Below are 17,156 nucleotides of genomic sequence, written 5' to 3'. Positions count from 1 at the left end.
TCAGGCCTGACGCGCCCCTGGTTGGTGCTGCTTCAGTACGGCATCGGCCATCTGGTCCAGGATGGTGAGCTCGTCCTGAATGTCCTCATCCGATGATAACTCCCTCTGTTCTTTCAATATGTCCGCAAGGATCTCTTTCGTGGTCAAGGGGTTGGCCAATACCACCCGGAATACGATACAGGGGTTGTGAAAGTAGCGTGCTGGTTCAAGCCGCGTCCGGGAGACAAAGGCTTTGCCACGTTCACGCTGAGTCTTCTGGATAAACTTGGTGATGCGGTTCAGGCAGGTGTTCAGGCGTTCTGCCTGGAGTGAGTCCGCAATGGTCAGGGCCTGCTGCACTTTCTCCGGGCAGTAGCGGTAGGTCAGGATGTTGAGCTCTGGCTTGGTGATGAGCTCAAAGTCCGTTTCTGTGTTGATCATCTCCGCAAACGTGGCAGCCTTGTCGATGCCCTGGTCGATGAGGATTTCGTAGCCTTCCCGCGCCAGGATTCTCAGCCCCGACTGGATCAGCATCGACATGCCCGGCCTTGACCCTTCCAGGGTGGTGCTGCCCAGATCTCGCGAGCCCTTACGGATAATATACTGCGCGTGGTGTTCAACGGCGCTTGCCAGTCCCGGGTCACGGAACACGACCAGGCCGGCCCCCATGGGAACGTAAAGCTGTTTGTGGGCATCGAAGGTGACCGAGTCGGCTTTCTCGATGCCTCTGAGCAGGTGCCGGTGTGAGCGGGAGAACAGGGTTGGCCCTCCCCAGGCAGCGTCCACGTGGAAGTGTGCGCTGAATTCCCGGGCGATGTCTGCCATGGCATCCAGAGGGTCTACGTTGCCGGTTTCAGTGGTGCCTGCAATGCCGCAGATGGCCATGACCCGGATTTTCTGGCGGTGCAGTTCCAGGCATTTTTCGCGCAGCGCATCGGTGTTGATCCGGTTGTCGTCATCGGTGTCAACCGGCACCAGGAAGTCCCGGCCGAGGCCGAGCACATCGGCGGCTTTGCGCAGTGAGTAGTGGCCACGGCGGGAAACCAGAATCGCGGCACCTTCGCAGCCGTAATAACGTAACGCACGGAACAGTCCTTCCTGATGGATGCCCCGGAAACTTCCTTCGGCAGGAAAAGCGTTGTTGCGGGCTACCCAGAGTGCGGTCAGGTTCGCCACGGTGCCACCGGAGCACATGGCGCCGAGAGCGTAACTGGGGTCGTGCATCCACTTGCGGTAGAAGGCGCCATCCTGTTCGTACACCAAGCGGTGGATCATGCCCAATACCTGACGCTCCATGGGCGTGAATGCCTTGGAGGTTTCGGTTTTGACCAGGTTCTGGTTGAGGGCAATCATGATCTTGGACAGTGGCAACATGAAGTAGGGCAGTGCCGATGTCATGTGGCCGATAAAGCTCGGAGACGCGGTATGTACCGAGTTTGCGACGAGCTTGTCGAGCAGGAATTGGGCCTGTTCGGAGACGAAGATAGGCTTCTCGGGAATGGCGTAGTCTGAGAAGTCTTTCTCGACTTCGGAAAGATCCCGTTCGACCGCAACGATGTGTTCCTGCAGGAAGCCGGCAAGGTTGCGGGATATGTTCTGGTCAATCCGGCTCAGGGTGGATTCAGGTGCCTCGGGCACGGTGAACACACGGTACATGGCCTCTACCGAGGCCTGGGCCGATTTTTTCTTTCCGGTCATAGGTGCCACACACTATCAGTGGTCATTCACAGAGCCTGTCCCGGCCGTTCTGTTCTCCCTGAGGGGGCGTAGTATACGGTGTCGTGAAACCATACGCTACAGCATGGCCTGTGCCCGGCGGGAGGGTCAAAGTATCTCGCGATGTACATCCAGTATGGCAGCGTCGATGCGTTCCTGTATCGCTTTTTCAATCTGGTCGAGACGCTGGGCGATCTGTTGCGATGAGCCTCCGAGGGCGGCGATGGTCCAGGTGGCGCAGTCGAGGGCGTCCTGGTCGGCGGTTTCGGCAACGGCCAGGTCGGGTTCTTTGCCCCATACGGCTTTCAGGGCGGTGAAGACTTTGCGCTTGGCTTTGAGGTCTTCGCAGCCGTAGAGCTGGAAGTGCAGGGTCAGGATGCCCACGTGGGGCGTTATGACTGTTTGCTGGGGCGTGTTGCCCTCTTTTAGCAGCCTTCTTAGAGCTTCAGACATGTTTCTTTCCGGCTTTGGTGCAGGAACCACCGTGAGATGGCTTTCCAAAACACGCTCCTGCGGCACGTCCATGTGACGCTTGGGCTTCGCCATCCATGGCTCCGCACAGTTTTGGAAAGCCATCTCACGCTGGTTCGAGAATCTTTTGGTGGAGTCCGCTACGCTGGAAAACTTGGAATCATCCAGCTGTTTTTTCTAGCCTACTACAGGCGTTGCCCGTTTGATAATGGCAGCTGGGTCGGTGCCGGAGGGCAGGTTGCCATAATTCAGGCCGCCGTTGTGTTCCAGCCGGGAAGCGCAGAAGGCGTCGGCGACCGCCGGGTCGGAGTTTCTCAACAGCAGTGAGGACTGCATCAGCAGGGCCAGGCGGTCCACCAGGTTGCGGGCGCGGTATTCGAAGTCGCTGATGTCGGCGAAGTCGTTCTGCAATTGGGCCAGGAAGCGGTCGAAGCGGGCGTCGCTGCCGCGGGCTTCGGCGGCTTCGTTGAAGAAGGCGTCGAGGGTGTCCGGTTCCTTCTGCAGGGCGCGCAGGGTGTCCAGGCACTGGACGTTGCCGCTGCCTTCCCAGATGGCGTTGACCGGGGATTCCCGTAGCAGTCGAGGCATGATGCAGTCTTCCATCACGCCGCTGCCGCCGATGCATTCCATGGCTTCGTAGGCGTGGTTGGGGACGCGTTTGCAGATCCAGTATTTGCCGACCGGGGTGGCCAGCCTTGCCAGCAGGCGCTCGTGCTCCAGGTGCTGGCTGTCCAGCGACCGGGCAAGGCGCATGGTATAGGCGAGAGCGGCTTCGCTTTCCAGAGCCAGGTCTGCGAGGACGTTCTGCATCAGCGGTTGCTCACTGAGGCGCCCGCCGAAGGCGCTGCGATGGCGGCAATGGTGGGAGGCCTGGGCGAGAGCCTGGCGCATGCCGGCGGAGCTGCCGATCATGCAGTCGAAGCGGGTCATGGCGACCATTTCGATGATCGTCGGTACACCTCTGCCTTCTTCACCCACCATCCATGCCAGGGCGCCGCGCAGTTCGGCTTCGCTGGAGGCGTTGGCGACATTGCCCATCTTGTTTTTCAGGCGCTGGATCTGCCAGGGGTTTTTGCTGCCATCGGGGCGCCAGCGTGGCATCAGGAAGCAGGACAAGCCGCTTCTGGTCTGGGCCAGCACCAGGAAGGCGTCGCACATGGGGGCGGACACAAACCACTTGTGGCCAACCAGTTCATAGATCTGCCCCGGGCCCTCCGCACCGACGGCGTAGGCTCGGGTCGTGTTGGCCCGGACGTCGCTGCCGCCCTGTTTTTCCGTCATCGCCATGCCGATGGTGACGGATTGTTTTTCGCTGTCCGGCAGGTTGCGGGGGTCGTAGCTATTGGCGAGGATCTTGTTTTCCCAGACCGCGGCCAGCTCCGGTTGTTTGCGGATTGATGGGACAGCGGCGAAGGTCATGGTGATGGGGCAACAGTGGGCGGCCTCAATTTGGGAGTGCATGTAGTACTTGGCCGTTCTCGCAACATGGGCGCCCGCACCGGGATTGGCCCAGGGGCTGCTGTGAAGGCCGTTTTTCATCGCTGCGGACATCAGCTGGTGGTAAGCGGGGTGAAAGTCCACCTGGTCGGTGCGATGACCAAAGCGGTCATGGGTATTGAACACCGGTTTGTTTTCGTTGGCTTGGAAACCGAGCGCGATGGTGTCCGCCGCGCCGGCGAATGCACCAAACTGTTTAAGGTCGCTGGTAGCGGCCGCGGCGCCCTCCCGGGCGACCGCCTCCTGCAGGGCCTTGTCCTGCTCGAAGAGGTTGTAATCCTCCAGAGCAGGGGGCTGATTGAAGACCTCGTGGGTGACAGCCAGGTAGCGGTCGTCACTGGAGGGGTTTGCGGTTTCCTGCTGCAGGGGCTGGCGGGTCTTCATGTTTATCTCCTGGTGCCAGTCAACCCCTGCATGCAAAAGCAAATGATGGAGTTGACCAGCGGATCGTGGTCGTTGGTCTCTGCCTGCTCCGCGGTATCAGCCTGTGCCGGGGACAGAGGCCCCACAAGGCTTTCGGCAATGGCGCCTACAAGGCAGGTACTGCTCTGCCTGGCATCCTGATCCGGGAGGCAGCCCTCTTTGATGCCATCCCGGATGGCCTGCTCGAAAAGTTGGGCGTAGGCGCGGCGGAACTTGAGGCGCTCTTCCTCAACTTTCGGGTCTACCGGCTCTGCGATCAGCGACCAGGCCATCACCGGTCCTCTCAGGGCTCTCTCCGCAAACTGGCGAAGGGCCACTTCCAGGCGGGAAGCGGCGCTGTCTTCGGCGGTCAGTGCCTCGGCGACTTTGTCTACTTCCCGTTGTGTTGCAATCCTGAAGATCTCTGCAAACAGGTCTTCCTTGGACTCAAAGTGTCGATAAATGGTTCCCGTAGCGACGCCCGCACACGCTGCGATGCGCGTTATCTGGGCGCTGCGGAAGCCGCCGTCGGCAACGCATCCGTATGTGCACTCGATAATGCGCTTGCGGGCCTCAGCCTTGCGGGTGCGCATTTTTTCCGTTTCCCGATATGCCATGCGGTTTCCTTATAAGTAGTGAATCATTATTCATTCTTTGTGTCAATCAATAGAACAGTATAGCTTGGTTCGTATTATTCTTTAAAAACAATACCGTGGGACTGATTACAAAAAGTTACAAAAAAGGCATTGTCAGAAAATAGCGTTGTAACTGAAAGCGGATTATAAAGACGCCAAGGCGGGTAGTAAGACTCATCCGCCGAGATGGGGCGGCCTTGCCATAACAGGCTTGGCGCGCTCGTTGTACTGTTTTCGTTGATGGAGAGAATCATGAGTGAATTCGACGAAAGCAATCTGGAGCAATCCGGTAGCTGGTCACATGACAGCGACGATACACATTCCATTGCCGGCCGTGCGCGAATCCGTGCTCAGCTTCAGCAGGATATTGAATCGTTTCTGAACCAGGGCGGCAAAATTCAGGAAGTGGATACGGCATTTCGTTCGGACCCTTCCCGCAAGGTGGATGTCGGTTTCAATAATCGCTCCCTCTGAATTCATGAAGCCGCAGCCCCTGAGGCTGCGGCCTGTTTGTGTTCGTGGCTTACGGTTGTTTTGACGCCGGTCTCATCGCTGTATCCCGTATTCCTCTATGCTGCGTTCTTCAGGATAGCGTGTTCCGTGCACCATGACCGTACTCACCCCACATTCGACCCGCAAACAGGCTGCGTTCATGAGAGGATTCCTTCGTTTTTCTACTACGGCGCCCGTCGTCATGGCGCTGATCGCGGCAGGTATGGTCATTTTCTTTGGTGATACCCCGGCCCCCTCCCAAGAGACGGTTGATGCAGCCGCCGATACAGAAAACAGCGTTGTGCCACTGTCGGATTCGGCGTCCGGACGTGGGGCGCCTTCAACACTGGTGGGCGAAGCCACGGTTGCGGTGCCGGATACATTGCCGGCGTCGTTGGCGGGAACGAGCGTGCCCGGTGGCTGGGCCAAAACCGACGTTAATGGCTCTCTGGTCCCCACGCCGCAGTTGCGCCAGTTATTTGAGTATTACCTGGCAGCGCTGGGCGAGGAGACGTTACCCCAACTGGTTGCCCGAATAGAGCAGGCGTTGGCCCGGCTTGAAGAGCCGGCCCGATCGGAAGCTCTCGACACTCTTGGGGCTTATCTGGACTACAAGCTGGCTCTGGGCGACCTGGAAGCCGCCTATGGTCGTGACGCCACAACGAATGCAGAGGACATGCAACGGCGAATGGCAGAAATACGCGCCCTGCGACGTACCTGGATGGATGCGCAAACCGCCGACGCCTTTTTTGCAACGGACGAGGCCGTAGATCAGTTCCAGGTCGAGCAGCTGCGTATCCGAACCGACCCATCGCTGTCTGAAAGGGAGCGGGAGCAGGCGCTGGCAAAGGCCGAGAAGGCGCTCCCGGAACCACTTCGTCAGGCACGTCAGGAAACCCGAAAATTCACCGACTATCAGCGTGCGCGGTCGGAATTCGCGGATGATCCCGACGCCCTGCGTGCCTGGCGGAAAGAACGCTTTGGTGCCGAAGCCGCCCGTGAACTGGAGAAAGTGGAAGTCGAACAACAGGCATGGGAGGCCAAGTGGCAATCCTACAGCCAGGACCTGGCGAAGCTGGGCGACATGGGGCTTGCGGGCCCGGAGCGCAAAGCCGCCATTGATGCGCTCCGGGATGATTATTTTGAGGGTGCTGAAAAACTGCGTGCCGAGGCCCTTGATTCCCTTCGGTAACGTTCCTTTCATCTGAACGTAGTAGCCTGGTGGTGTGGCTCGGTTGTAGGCCCTGCCACCGCCGCGTGTGGGCGTGTATGATGGGGCGGTAGCCCCATTTTCCACAGGAGGTATTCCGTGAGCTTTTCGGCCAATCGCATGTTCCCAGCCACTCGTCTGCGTCGTAACCGGGTTGACGGTTTTTCCCGACGCCTGGTGCGGGAGAATCAGCTCAGTGCCGACAACCTGATTTTCCCGGTGTTCGTACTGGAAGGCGAGGGCCAGCGTGAGGCCGTACCTTCCATGCCCGGCGTCGAGCGCCTGAGCATTGATCTTCTGGTGGAACAGGCGGCCGAACTGATGGCGCTGGGGATTCCGGCAGTGGCGCTGTTTCCCGTGGTGCCTGCGGAGTACAAGAACCTGTCCGGATCTGGCGCGTGGGATTCTGATGGCCTGGCCCAGCGTGCGGTGCGAGCGCTGAAGGACGCCTACCCGGAGTTGGGCGTTATTACAGATGTGGCATTGGACCCGTTCACCACCCATGGCCAGGACGGCATTATCGATAACGATGGTTACGTGCTGAACGATGTGACCGTGGAGGCTCTGGTTAATCAGGCATTGTCCCATGCCGACGCGGGCGCGGATATTGTAGCGCCGTCCGACATGATGGACGGTCGGGTCGCCGCCATCCGCGACGCCCTGGAATCCGCTGACTATGTGAACACCCGTATTCTGGCCTACTCTGCCAAGTATGCCTCCAGTTATTACGGGCCGTTCCGCGATGCGGTCGGCTCAGCCGGCAACCTGGGCAAGGGCAATAAGGCTACCTATCAGATGGACCCGGCCAACAGCGATGAGGCGCTCCAGGAAGTGGCGATGGACATCGCCGAGGGTGCTGACATGGTGATGATCAAACCCGGCATGCCGTATCTGGATATTGTCCATCGGGTAAAACAGGAGCTGCAGGTGCCAACGTTCGTCTATCAGGTCAGTGGTGAGTATGCCATGCACATGGCCGCTGCGGAGAACGGATGGCTGGATGGCGACGCCGTGATGATGGAGAGCCTGATGGCCATGCGCCGTGCCGGTGCAGACGCTATCCTTACCTATTTTGCCGTCAGGGCTGCACGGCTGATGCGTGATAACCGCACCTGACAGGTTACAGTCAACAGCAGGGTGCCTTGAGGTCTCTGATAAATGGAAGCAGTAAGCAATGACTACTGAATCTGCAAACAAGCTAAAGGCTGTCGATGTTCCGGACGTGCAGACTCCTGTGGACGCATCATCCCCCGGCGTGGATGTTAATGTGGCCGCCCAGGAAAACTATTTCAATCGCGAACTGAGCCAGCTTCAGTTCAACTACCGGGTGCTCAAGCAGGCCCTGGACACGACACATCCGTTGATTAACCGGCTGATGTTCTGCTGCATTTTCAGCAGCAACATGGATGAGTTCTTCGAGATCCGGGTAGCGGGCCTGCGCCAGCAGATCAAGTATGGCCGTGAAACCCTGGGCTCCGACGGCATGATGCCGGAGCAGGTGCTGGGCGAAATCAGCCGGGTGGCCCATGAATACATCCGGGAACAGTACGACATCCTGAATAACGTGCTGATCCCCGAGATGGAACAGGAGAACATTCACTTCGTCCGGCGTCGTGAATGGACGGAAGCTCAGGCCGACTGGGTGCGCCGTTACTTCGAAGAGGAAATCCTGCCGGTGGTCAGCCCCATCGGGCTGGACCCCTCGCACCCGTTCCCCCGTCTGGTCAATAAAAGCCTGAATTTCATTGTTGAACTTGACGGCAAGGATGCCTTCGGTCGTGAAACCGGGATGGCCATTGTGCCTGCGCCCCGTTCGCTGCCGCGCTTGGTGAGACTGCCCGATGATGTCTGCAACGGGGGCGACAATCTGGTGTTCCTGTCCTCCATGATCCACGCCCATGCCGATGAGCTCTTCCCCGGCATGGAAGTGAAAGGCTGCTATCAGTTCCGCCTGACCCGTAACGCCGACCTTGAACTGGAAGATGACCTTGAAGATCTGGCCTCTGCCCTGCGTGGCGAATTACTGAGCCGGCGCTTCGGCGACGGCGTGCGGCTGGAAGTGGCGGACAACTGCCCGGAAGAACTGGTGCATTTTCTGCTGCGCGAGTTTGGACTGACGGATCGTGACCTTTATCAGGTTCACGGCCCGGTCAACCTGACACGTTTGATGGCCGTCGGTGGGCTGGTGGATCGCCAGGACCTCACCTATTCCGGCTTTTCGCCGTCGATTCCAAGGCAGATCCGTGCCAAGGAGTCCATGTTCGATGCCATCCGCAAGCGCCCGCTGCTGTTGCTGCATCCCTATGAAAACTTCAGTCCCGTGACTGACCTGTTGCGGCAGGCTGCAAAAGACCCACAGGTCCTGGCTATCCGCCAGACCCTGTATCGCACCGGTGCCGACTCGGAAATTGTCGAAGCGCTGATGGACGCCGCCCGGCGTGGCAAGGAGGTGACTGCGATCATCGAACTGCGGGCCCGGTTCAGCGAGGCGGAAAACCTGGAGCTGGCCAGCCGGCTGCAGGAAGCGGGTGTGATCGTGGTTTACGGTGTGGTGGGTTACAAGACCCACGCCAAGATGATCCTGATCGTGCGCCGTGAGGAAGGAAAACTGCGACGTTACGTACACCTGGGTACTGGGAATTACCATGCCGGTAACGCCCGCCTTTACACCGACTACAGCTACATGACCAGTGACGAATCCATCGGTGACGACGTCAACAAGCTGTTCCAGCAGCTGACGGGCATGGGCAAGGCCTTGAAGATCAAGAAGCTGTTTCACTCTCCCTTTACGCTCCATTCCCGTCTTCTGGGACTGGTGGACCGTGAAGCGGAACTGGGGCTCAAAGGCCGGATTATTTTCAAGTTTAACGCTCTCACTGAGCGCGAACTGATTAAAGCGTTGTATCGCGCGTCCCAGGCTGGCGTAAAAATCGATCTGATCATTCGCGGCATCTGCTGTCTGAGGCCGGAGGTGCCGGGGCTGTCTGATAACATCCGGGTGCGCTCCATCATTGGCCGTTTCCTGGAGCACACCCGGGTTTACTATTTCGGCAACAACGGCCGGCCGGAAGTCTATGGGTCCAGCGCAGACGGCATGGAGCGGAACCTGCTGAGCCGCGTGGAAACGGCCTTTCCGATTGAGGATCCGGCGTTGATTGCCCGTGTCCGCGAAGACCTGGACACCTATCTGGCGGACAATTGCCAGTCCTGGGTCTTGCAGCCGAACGGCAGTTACATTCAGAATCAGGCAGCCGAGGGGGAGAATCGCTTGGCGTCCCAACTGGTCCTGCTTGAACGCCTGACCGGGAAATAACGATAACCCGCATACGCCTGCCCCCAGTGCAGGCGATGTGGACGCTGTAATGGAGTGAAGGCAGTTGAAAAAACAATGGATGGTTGCCGGTGCCGCTGTGCTGGCTGTTGGCGTGGTTGCACCCTGGGCGGTCGGCTACGTGACCGAGCAGCAGTGGCAGAGTGTCACTACGGAAGTCAATCAGGCGCAGCCCCTGTTCAAGCTGCAAACCCGCGATTATGACCGGGGCTACATGGGAGCCGAGTTTACTGGCACCATCACGGTCCAGGATCCGGACGCCGGTGACGAGCACTCATTCGACTATCAGGCCCGGGTAAGCCATGGTGTGACCGGCAGCCTGATTGATTTTACCCCGCCTCCTGAGCTTGGCGCTGAAGTTGAGAAGATTTTCCCGGACGAAAAGCCCCGGCTGACCTTGGAGACCCGCCTGTGGGGAACGGCGATCGCCGAGCTTTCCGTGCCGGCTGTGAGTGTGATCGACGAGGAAACCGGCGAGTCCTTTGATATGTCGGAAAGCTTTAGCCGGGCAGAAATCAGTGGCAATGGTTCCCACGCTGATATCCTCATGCTCTGGCCGGGCGCCGTGATTCGGGGGCCGGACCTGCGCATCAGTATTGAGGATTTTCGCCTTGAACAGACCATGGAGCACCTGACAGGCGACGTCTGGCTGGGTGACGGGGATATGTCGCTGGCGCGGCTTGAAGTGGCGGCCCGGGGCGAGCCGACTCTTCGCTTTGACGACTTTTCGATGATCGGTGAGACCACCACCGACGATGACGGTAAGAGCATTGATTCCGAGGCTTTCGTTACTTTGGAAAAGGTCACGGCGGACGACGAGAGCTTCGGCCCTCACCGTATGGAGATGGTGTTAAGCGGCCTGGACGTGCAAAGCTGGAGTGACCTGACAGCCGCCATGACGGACATGCAGGCGGCCGCTCTGAACACTGCAGGCGGCGACTCCCGCGCCATGATGCAGCAGCAGATGGAATCCATGAGTCGCATCAATCAGGCCATGCTGGGCCTTGCGGTCAACGGCTTTTCGCTCGGGTTTCCGGAGCTGTCCTTTGCCACACCCTATGGCCCGGTTAATGGCGAGATCATGGTACAGCATCCGTCGCTGTCTGATGACGAGAAAGACCAGATGATGATGGTGATGCAGCGGCTGACCGGCAATCTGGATGTCAGCATGCCGCTGGCACTGGTGGAGCAGCAGCCTGAGTTGGGGATGCAGGTGGCGCCTTTGATCAAGCAGGGCATGGTGGTTCAGGAGGGCGACCGCCTGCGAATCCAGGGCACGTTGGAAGATCTGGCCCTGGACATCAATGGCAACGTGATCCCGCTGCCACCGATATTCTGATCCGTTGTTCTGTGCTGCCCGGGATGGGCAGCGCTTTCCCGTTTGTCAGTCCTTGATGAATTTCTGTTTGAGCGCGGCTTCCACGGCTGGGTCGACAAATTCCGAGACGTCGCCGCCCAGTGAGGCGATTTCGCGGATCAGGGTGGAGGAGATGTACGAGAGGTGGTTGGAGGGTGTCAGGAACACGCTTTCCACTTCCGGTGCCAGGCGGCGGTTCATGTCGGCCAGCTGGAATTCGTACTCGAAGTCGGAGACGGCTCGCAGTCCGCGGATTATCACGGTGGCGTTCTGGTCCCGGACGAAGTCGGCGAGCAGGTTGCTGAAGCCGGTGACGCTGACGTTGGGCAGGTGGGCGGTGGCTTTTTCCACCAGTTCGCAGCGTTCTTCCAATGTCAGTAGCGGGGACTTCTTGGGGTTGTAGGCGATGGCGACGACGACTTCGTCGAAGAGCCGGCCCGCGCGCTCGATGAGGTCGGTGTGGCCGTTGGTGATTGGGTCAAACGTACCCGGGTAGATGACTTTTGGCATTCGGAGCTCCTTTTCACCGGAAGCGCACAGGATAGCAGCCTTCGTCTTGAACCAAAATGTTACCTAACCCCTCACTTCTGCGGGCTGCTGACTTTGGATTGCTTGCTTTGGTGCATGTGCCGCATGAGGATGGCCTTCCAGGATACGCTACGAGCACCCCTTCGGGGTCCGGCCAGCAATCATAGATTGCTGTCGTTCGGCTGTCGCATGAAGCTTTGCTTCATAAACGCTCGGCCTCACCCATGTGCGCTTGAGTAAAGCCGTCCCTGGCTTTACACAATCCTGAGAAGCCCTCCTCACGCGGCACTTCGGACTGCGTACCTGCCTAAGAAGACCTCAAACTCTCTTTGGGACTCCTTTCTTTAACTCCCGAGTTTCTGAGCCAGTCTGGTGCTGTTCCTCGCAGCCAGTGCATAAACCGACAACTGCGGATTCGCGCCGATGCTGGTGGGGAAGATCGAGGCGTCGTGGACGCTGAGGTTGGCGACGTGGTGGTGTTCGCCGAAGCTGTTGACCACGGATTCTTCCGGGTTGCGGCCCATGCCGCAGCCGCCCATCTGGTGGGCGGTGAACAGGCGGACGCGGTGGGGTTCCATGGCCAGGTTGTCGATGCCGGCTTTGGCCTCGGCCCATGAGGAGTACCAGGGAGAGTCCAGGTGCATCAGGCGGACTTTCCGGGCGCCGGCGGCGAATTGGATTTCGGCCATTTTGTAGAAGGCGTCTTTCAGGCCCTTCCAGAGGTAGTCGCTGACGGGGTAGTCCAGAATCGGGCTGCCGTCGTCGCGGAGGCTGACGGTGCCGCCGGTACTGTCGGGGTGGAAACCGTCGCGCAGCAGGGCGATGACGGAGTTCAACCGGGGCAGTTTCGACAGGTCGTGGATCTGTTGTTCGCCGTGGCCGGGAACCACGCCGGCGGACATGGCCGGGTGCAGGGGCGGTACTTCCAGTTTGAAGCCGGCAGGGCCGTCGACTCCCTGTGAGAAGTTGAATTCGTCGGAATAGATCGACTGAGGGGCACCGTAGTAAGGATCCACGGTGTCCGGCATTTCCGCGATGGTGGCGTTGACCGGGTGCAGGAAGGTGCGCTTGCCAATACGGTCGTGGGGGTCGGGAATGTCTGAGCGCAGTAGCAGGCCCGGGGAGCCGATGGCGCTGGCCGCAACGACAAAATGCCGGGCCTTCAGGTCCACGGCGACGCCAGACGGAGTGACGCCGTCCGCGGCCATGGCCGAGGCCTGGAGGTGGCTGATGTTGTCCTCGCTCATCACCAGCTTGTCAGCTCGCAGGCCGTGGAACAGTCGAGCGTTGTTGTCGAGGGCGCCGGGAATAGTGGTGGTCAGTGCCCCCTGTTTGGCATTCGTGGGGCAGCCGACACCGCAGTAACCCAGGTTCCAGCAGCCTTTGACGTTGCGTGGGATTACCTCCCAGGACCAGCCCAAGGCCTCGCAACCCTGGCGCAGGATGTCGTTGTTCACGTTGGGATCGGCCAGCCAGGGTTCGATGTTGTGGCGCTGCTCGCGGCCATCGAACCAGGGCTTCATGGCGGCCGGGGTCAGGTCGTCGAGCCCGAAACGGCTGGCCCAGTGATTCAACGTCGGTGCCGGCGTGCGGAAACTCGAAGTCCAGTTCACCGTGGTGGACCCACCGACGCATCGGCCCTGGAGAATGGCTATCGCGCCATCCTTGGTGACCCGGCTCATGCCCTCCTGATAGAGGGAGGCGTAGGCGTCCAGCTCGTTCATCTTGAAGTCTTTCTGGTGATACAGCCGGCCTTCCTCCACCAGAATCACCGACAGCCCGGCTTTTGCCAGAATCTCCGCCGTGGTGCCGCCTCCGGCACCGGTGCCGACGATCACTACATCGGCTTCGTGGGTCTGGTTCTGTGTCAGGGTGGCGCCGTCGGTGACCTTCCAGCCAGCCTCAAGCCCACGGGCGATACGATCCGTTAACGACATAGTGATGCTCCGGTTGGCTCAGGCGTTGTCTTTGAACTGGGGCAGGGCGTCCATGGCCCAGGAGGGTGGTCCGGGGTAGCCGGACAGATGCCAGTGATCTTCGTGACCGTAGAAAGCCACGTTACTGACCTTGGTCAGGGCAATGTAACCGTTGTTGAACAGCCCAATACCACTGGTGCGCCAGCGCTCAAGGAACGCATCCACGGACTGCGTGCTGGCGTTCTCCCAACTCGACCAGACCCGCGCCACCGTCACCCGCGTCAGCCCGAAGTTCAACAGATCAAACAGCCCCCGCAACTCCTTCTGGTTGGCGGGGCCGAACTGGTGAATCCCGGCATCAATGCGCTCAATCGTCGCCTGAATCTGCTGGCGGCGAACCACGGGCTCCTCAGTCAGCCCAGGGCCCACCATGGCTGGCAGCAAAGCCTGGAACAGCACAATGTCGTCGCGGGTCAGGAACTGGAATTCGTAGCTCTGGTCCATCGCCCCCGGCATCGGATAGTCCCGCCCGGCGGGCGCGATTGCACAACCGGAAAGGCCTGCGGTAACACTCACCGTGCCGAGGAACATGGCCCCACCAAGCCCGGTCCGGAGAAAGCTCCGGCGGTCCATGGCGGTATCGGAAAGGTCCGTTTGTACGGATCGAGAAAGGCTTTCAGACATAACGACTCTCTTGTTCTTATTGTCTTTTAACAGATGACAGGTCAAGCCAAAGCTGACGGGAGCCGGTGAGAGGGGCAATCCGGGACCCTAAAAAACATGGATGTTTTTTAGGAGCCTACATGGACGTATTAACTGCGAGTCCCGGATTGCCCCTCTCACCGGCGACCCCTGCACCTAAGTTAGGTACAGGAATCACCGAATAAACAATTTATATACCATCTTGTGCGCCGTCGTTCCGTGCGGCGCATACACAAACTTGCCACTGTTGAACTTCTGCTTGCTGAAAATCGCCCGTTGATGGGAGAAGGTCAGGAAACCTTCCTTGCCGTGGTAATGCCCCATCCCCGAATCACCAATGCCCCCAAACGGCAGGTCATCCTGGGCAACGTGCATCAGCGCATCGTTGATGCACATGCCACCGGAATGGGTCTGGTTGACCACATGCTCCTGCATCGACTTGTCATAACCGAAGAAATACAGCGCCAGCGGGCGAGGACGGTCATTGATGTAATGGATTGCCTCATCCAGATTGCCGTAGCTGATGATTGGCAGAATCGGCCCGAAAATTTCATCCTGCATGATCTTCATATCCGGTGTCGTCTTCAGCACCAGCGTAATCGGCATCTTGCGGGTGCCATCCTTCAGGTTCTCACTGGCCGGATTGATCTCAATCAGCTCGGCCCCTTTTTCCCGTGCATCGTCAAGATAACCCTGCAGACGCTCGTACTGGCGCTCATTGATAATCGCCGTGTAATCCTCGTTATCCCGCAGGCTTGGATACATCGCCGCAAACTGATTGCGATACTCATCCACAAATGCCTGCACACGGTCCGCCGGGCACAATACGTAATCCGGTGCCACACAGGTCTGACCCGCATTCAGTGCCTTGCCGAAAGCGATACGCTGGGCGGCGTCTTCCATCGGAACATCCGGCGATACGACCGCAGGCGACTTGCCGCCGAGTTCCAGAGTCACCGGCGTGAGATTTTCTGCGGCTGCCCGCATCACCAGCTTGCCCACCGACGTGGAGCCGGTAAACAGAAGATGATCGAAAGGCCGGCTGGAAAAGTCTGCGGCGACATCCGCCTCACCGTTAATCACACAGACCAGATCCTCCGGAAACGCAGATTCGACAATCTCTTTGAATAAGGCAGAGGTGTGCGGCGTGAACTCAGACATCTTGATCATCGTACGGTTGCCTGCCGCCAGTGAGGCAACCAATGGCCCAACTGCCAGATACAGCGGATAGTTCCAGGGCACGATGACGCCCACAACACCTTTGGGCTGGTAGTGAACGCGGTTGCTGGCGGGCTGGAACAACACAGACACATGCCGTTTGGACGGCTTCATCCAGCCTTCCAGATTTTTCAGGGTGTAATTGATGCCCTGGATGGATGGCATCACTTCCGCAATCAGCGACTCATCCTTCGAGCGACAGCTGAAGTCCCGGTCGATGGCGTCCAGTATGCGTTCCTGATTGGACAGCAGAACCCGCTTGAGGCGCTTCAGATTCTCCTGACGCTCGGTCAGCGACGGCATCGGGTTGTTGCGAAACGCCTTCTTCTGGTCCTCGAACACACGATGGGTGTGCTGGATGTGCTTCTTGCTTTCAGTCAGCTGGACAACGGTGGCTACCATATCGCTCTCTCCTCGCGGCCCCGGGCCATGCCGGGTCGCCGCCCTTATTGTTCGTGGAGCCTGCGACAGCTCCGGAATGCGGTGGTGAAAAAGTATTCAGTTTGCGCTTGGGGCTATTATTAGAGTATATACTCTAGGTAGTCAAGCTGGCCCTGATGGCTGATCGGGCCATCCACGGATACGGGGGCCGAAGTACAGGCACCCACACAACAACACGCATTGCAGAGCCTATGAAAACCCGAGACAAGATTCTTCTTTCGAGCCTTGATCTGTTCAACGAAAGGGGGGAGCGCAACGTAACCACCAACCACATTGCCGCTCACCTGGCGATATCGCCGGGCAACCTGTACTACCACTTCCGTAACAAGTCCGACATCATTTACGAGATTTTCCTCGAGTATGAAAAGCTGGTGGATTTTTACCTGGATATCCCGGAGAACCGGCCCATTACCCTGGACGACCTGACCTTCTATCTCGAATCGGTGTTCGATGGCCTTTGGAGCTATCGGTTTTTTCACCGCGACCTCGAATACCTGCTCGACAGTGACCAACGCCTGCGCCAGGACTATCGCGAGTTCACCAACCGCTGTCTGACGGCAATCAGTCGGATATTCGAGAAGCTGGCGGAGGCGGGAATTATCGAGCCTCAGCCCGAAGAGCTGCGTTCCGCGATGTCCCTGAACGTATGGTTGGTCATTACCAACTGGATGGCTTTCCTGAAAACCGCCCATGCCTCTGAGGCCTCTGCGAGCCTGACTCTGACCGAGCTGAAGCAGGGCATCTATCAGGTGCTGACCCTGGAGATTCCCTATTTAACGGCGGATTATCGGGAGCAGGTCATGACGTTGCGGGAGAAGTATCGTCCGCGTTTTCCGGATTCGGCCGACGCATTGGTTTCAGGGCAGGGCGAACCCATCGGGAACCATTGAGGAACTTTTGATCAATTGGCGTGTCAATAGTTACGACATCGGGGATTCGGACATTCTCGGTGTCTCCTGAGTGAGTTCTCAGGTTTTAGCACGTCGCAAACCCTGACGTTTCACCGGCCTGTTCTGCAGGCCGGTTTTTTATGTCTACCTCTTCAAACAGAGCTTCCAGTGCCTTCTTGGCCGAGCTTTCCAAATCCACCAGCTTTTGACTCACAGCGTGGATGCGCGCCCTAGTGTTCCGTTCGGTTAATTCGCTGTCTCATAAAGGTTATAATGGGAACTCATCGATCAGCAAGCATAGGTTTCCATTGTGCCCAAGCCCGCAGCCCCATTTAATCTGACCGTAAACGATCAACTGGAACTCGAAGGCT

The 17,156-nt window shown here is 58.7% G+C and carries 14 protein-coding genes; 6 read left to right on the top strand and 8 right to left on the bottom strand.

Annotated elements, in window-relative coordinates; translation table 11 throughout:
* The 4 genes from panP to AC13D2_RS02095 all read right to left on the bottom strand — a co-directional run bounded on the left by panP (position 1) and on the right by AC13D2_RS02095 (position 4,682).
* The gene (gene panP / locus AC13D2_RS02110) at positions 1 to 1,677 is read right to left on the bottom strand and encodes a pyridoxal-dependent aspartate 1-decarboxylase PanP (RefSeq protein ID WP_420389759.1); all 1,677 of its coding nucleotides are present in this window, start codon (positions 1,675 to 1,677) and stop codon (positions 1 to 3) included.
* 126 nt (positions 1,678 to 1,803) lie between these two features.
* Positions 1,804 to 2,241 carry a DUF503 domain-containing protein gene (locus AC13D2_RS02105; RefSeq protein WP_482938161.1) on the bottom strand — a complete coding sequence of 146 codons (438 nt, stop codon included), beginning with the start codon at positions 2,239 to 2,241 and terminating at the stop codon, positions 1,804 to 1,806.
* 102 nt (positions 2,242 to 2,343) lie between these two features.
* Positions 2,344 to 4,047, bottom strand: coding sequence for an acyl-CoA dehydrogenase family protein (locus AC13D2_RS02100; protein ID WP_482938160.1), 1,704 nt, complete (start codon positions 4,045 to 4,047; stop codon positions 2,344 to 2,346).
* A 2-nt stretch (positions 4,048 to 4,049) separates the two neighbouring features.
* Positions 4,050 to 4,682: a TetR/AcrR family transcriptional regulator gene (locus AC13D2_RS02095; protein ID WP_420389757.1), complete on the bottom strand. Its 633-nt coding sequence runs from the start codon at positions 4,680 to 4,682 to the stop codon at positions 4,050 to 4,052.
* A gap of 270 nt (positions 4,683 to 4,952) precedes the next feature.
* Here AC13D2_RS02095 and AC13D2_RS02090 point away from each other — a divergent pair, with 270 nt between their 5' ends.
* From AC13D2_RS02090 to AC13D2_RS02070, 5 genes are all read left to right on the top strand, one after another.
* A complete protein-coding gene (locus AC13D2_RS02090) occupies positions 4,953 to 5,174 on the top strand; it encodes a hypothetical protein (protein WP_300493421.1) in 222 nt (73 codons plus the stop codon).
* Between the two features lie 178 nt (positions 5,175 to 5,352).
* Positions 5,353 to 6,384, top strand: coding sequence for a lipase secretion chaperone (locus AC13D2_RS02085; protein ID WP_482938159.1), 1,032 nt, complete (start codon positions 5,353 to 5,355; stop codon positions 6,382 to 6,384).
* A gap of 138 nt (positions 6,385 to 6,522) precedes the next feature.
* Complete coding sequence (gene hemB / locus AC13D2_RS02080) at positions 6,523 to 7,518, top strand: porphobilinogen synthase (protein ID WP_300493589.1); 996 nt, start codon at positions 6,523 to 6,525, stop codon at positions 7,516 to 7,518.
* Between the two features lie 58 nt (positions 7,519 to 7,576).
* Positions 7,577 to 9,715, top strand: a complete 2,139-nt coding sequence (gene ppk1, locus AC13D2_RS02075) for a polyphosphate kinase 1 (RefSeq protein WP_482938158.1) — start codon at positions 7,577 to 7,579, stop codon at positions 9,713 to 9,715.
* 64 nt (positions 9,716 to 9,779) lie between these two features.
* Positions 9,780 to 11,072, top strand: coding sequence for a DUF945 family protein (locus tag AC13D2_RS02070; protein ID WP_482938157.1), 1,293 nt, complete (start codon positions 9,780 to 9,782; stop codon positions 11,070 to 11,072).
* A 45-nt stretch (positions 11,073 to 11,117) separates the two neighbouring features.
* On the opposite strand, the gene coaD is transcribed toward AC13D2_RS02070, so the two are convergent.
* From coaD to AC13D2_RS02050, 4 genes are all read right to left on the bottom strand, one after another.
* Positions 11,118 to 11,600, bottom strand: a complete 483-nt coding sequence (gene coaD, locus AC13D2_RS02065) for a pantetheine-phosphate adenylyltransferase (protein ID WP_300493433.1) — start codon at positions 11,598 to 11,600, stop codon at positions 11,118 to 11,120.
* 362 nt (positions 11,601 to 11,962) lie between these two features.
* Positions 11,963 to 13,555 carry a GMC family oxidoreductase gene (locus AC13D2_RS02060; RefSeq protein ID WP_482938156.1) on the bottom strand — a complete coding sequence of 531 codons (1,593 nt, stop codon included), beginning with the start codon at positions 13,553 to 13,555 and terminating at the stop codon, positions 11,963 to 11,965.
* A gap of 18 nt (positions 13,556 to 13,573) precedes the next feature.
* The gene (locus tag AC13D2_RS02055) at positions 13,574 to 14,218 is read right to left on the bottom strand and encodes a hypothetical protein (protein ID WP_292049557.1); all 645 of its coding nucleotides are present in this window, start codon (positions 14,216 to 14,218) and stop codon (positions 13,574 to 13,576) included.
* Between the two features lie 192 nt (positions 14,219 to 14,410).
* Entirely contained in the window at positions 14,411 to 15,856 is a 1,446-nt protein-coding gene (locus AC13D2_RS02050; RefSeq protein WP_292049555.1) for a coniferyl aldehyde dehydrogenase, read from the bottom strand.
* Positions 15,857 to 16,086: 230 nt separating this feature from the next.
* Here AC13D2_RS02050 and AC13D2_RS02045 point away from each other — a divergent pair, with 230 nt between their 5' ends.
* On the top strand, positions 16,087 to 16,785 hold the full coding sequence (locus tag AC13D2_RS02045; protein WP_292049554.1) for a TetR/AcrR family transcriptional regulator: 699 nt from the start codon (positions 16,087 to 16,089) through the stop codon (positions 16,783 to 16,785).
* Positions 16,786 to 17,156 lie beyond the last annotated feature (371 nt).

Source organism: Marinobacter sp. B-12 (assembly GCF_056857915.1).
This window is presented reverse-complemented; position numbering and strand designations above follow the sequence as displayed.

Excerpts from the sequence above, each read along its gene's own strand:
- hemB (WP_300493589.1), top strand. The coding sequence starts at position 6,523 with ATGTTCCCAGCCACTCGTCTGCGTCGTAACCGGGTTGACGGTTTTTCC.
- AC13D2_RS02060 (WP_482938156.1), bottom strand. The coding sequence starts at position 13,555 with ATGTCGTTAACGGATCGTATCGCCCGTGGGCTTGAGGCTGGCTGGAAG.
- panP (WP_420389759.1), bottom strand. The coding sequence starts at position 1,677 with ATGACCGGAAAGAAAAAATCGGCCCAGGCCTCGGTAGAGGCCATGTAC.
- AC13D2_RS02045 (WP_292049554.1), top strand. The coding sequence starts at position 16,087 with ATGAAAACCCGAGACAAGATTCTTCTTTCGAGCCTTGATCTGTTCAAC.
- AC13D2_RS02100 (WP_482938160.1), bottom strand. The coding sequence starts at position 4,047 with ATGAAGACCCGCCAGCCCCTGCAGCAGGAAACCGCAAACCCCTCCAGT.
- AC13D2_RS02050 (WP_292049555.1), bottom strand. The coding sequence starts at position 15,856 with ATGGTAGCCACCGTTGTCCAGCTGACTGAAAGCAAGAAGCACATCCAG.
- AC13D2_RS02085 (WP_482938159.1), top strand. The coding sequence starts at position 5,353 with ATGAGAGGATTCCTTCGTTTTTCTACTACGGCGCCCGTCGTCATGGCG.
- AC13D2_RS02055 (WP_292049557.1), bottom strand. The coding sequence starts at position 14,218 with ATGTCTGAAAGCCTTTCTCGATCCGTACAAACGGACCTTTCCGATACC.
- AC13D2_RS02095 (WP_420389757.1), bottom strand. The coding sequence starts at position 4,682 with ATGGCATATCGGGAAACGGAAAAAATGCGCACCCGCAAGGCTGAGGCC.
- AC13D2_RS02105 (WP_482938161.1), bottom strand. The coding sequence starts at position 2,241 with ATGGCGAAGCCCAAGCGTCACATGGACGTGCCGCAGGAGCGTGTTTTG.
- AC13D2_RS02090 (WP_300493421.1), top strand. The coding sequence starts at position 4,953 with ATGAGTGAATTCGACGAAAGCAATCTGGAGCAATCCGGTAGCTGGTCA.
- coaD (WP_300493433.1), bottom strand. The coding sequence starts at position 11,600 with ATGCCAAAAGTCATCTACCCGGGTACGTTTGACCCAATCACCAACGGC.
- ppk1 (WP_482938158.1), top strand. The coding sequence starts at position 7,577 with ATGACTACTGAATCTGCAAACAAGCTAAAGGCTGTCGATGTTCCGGAC.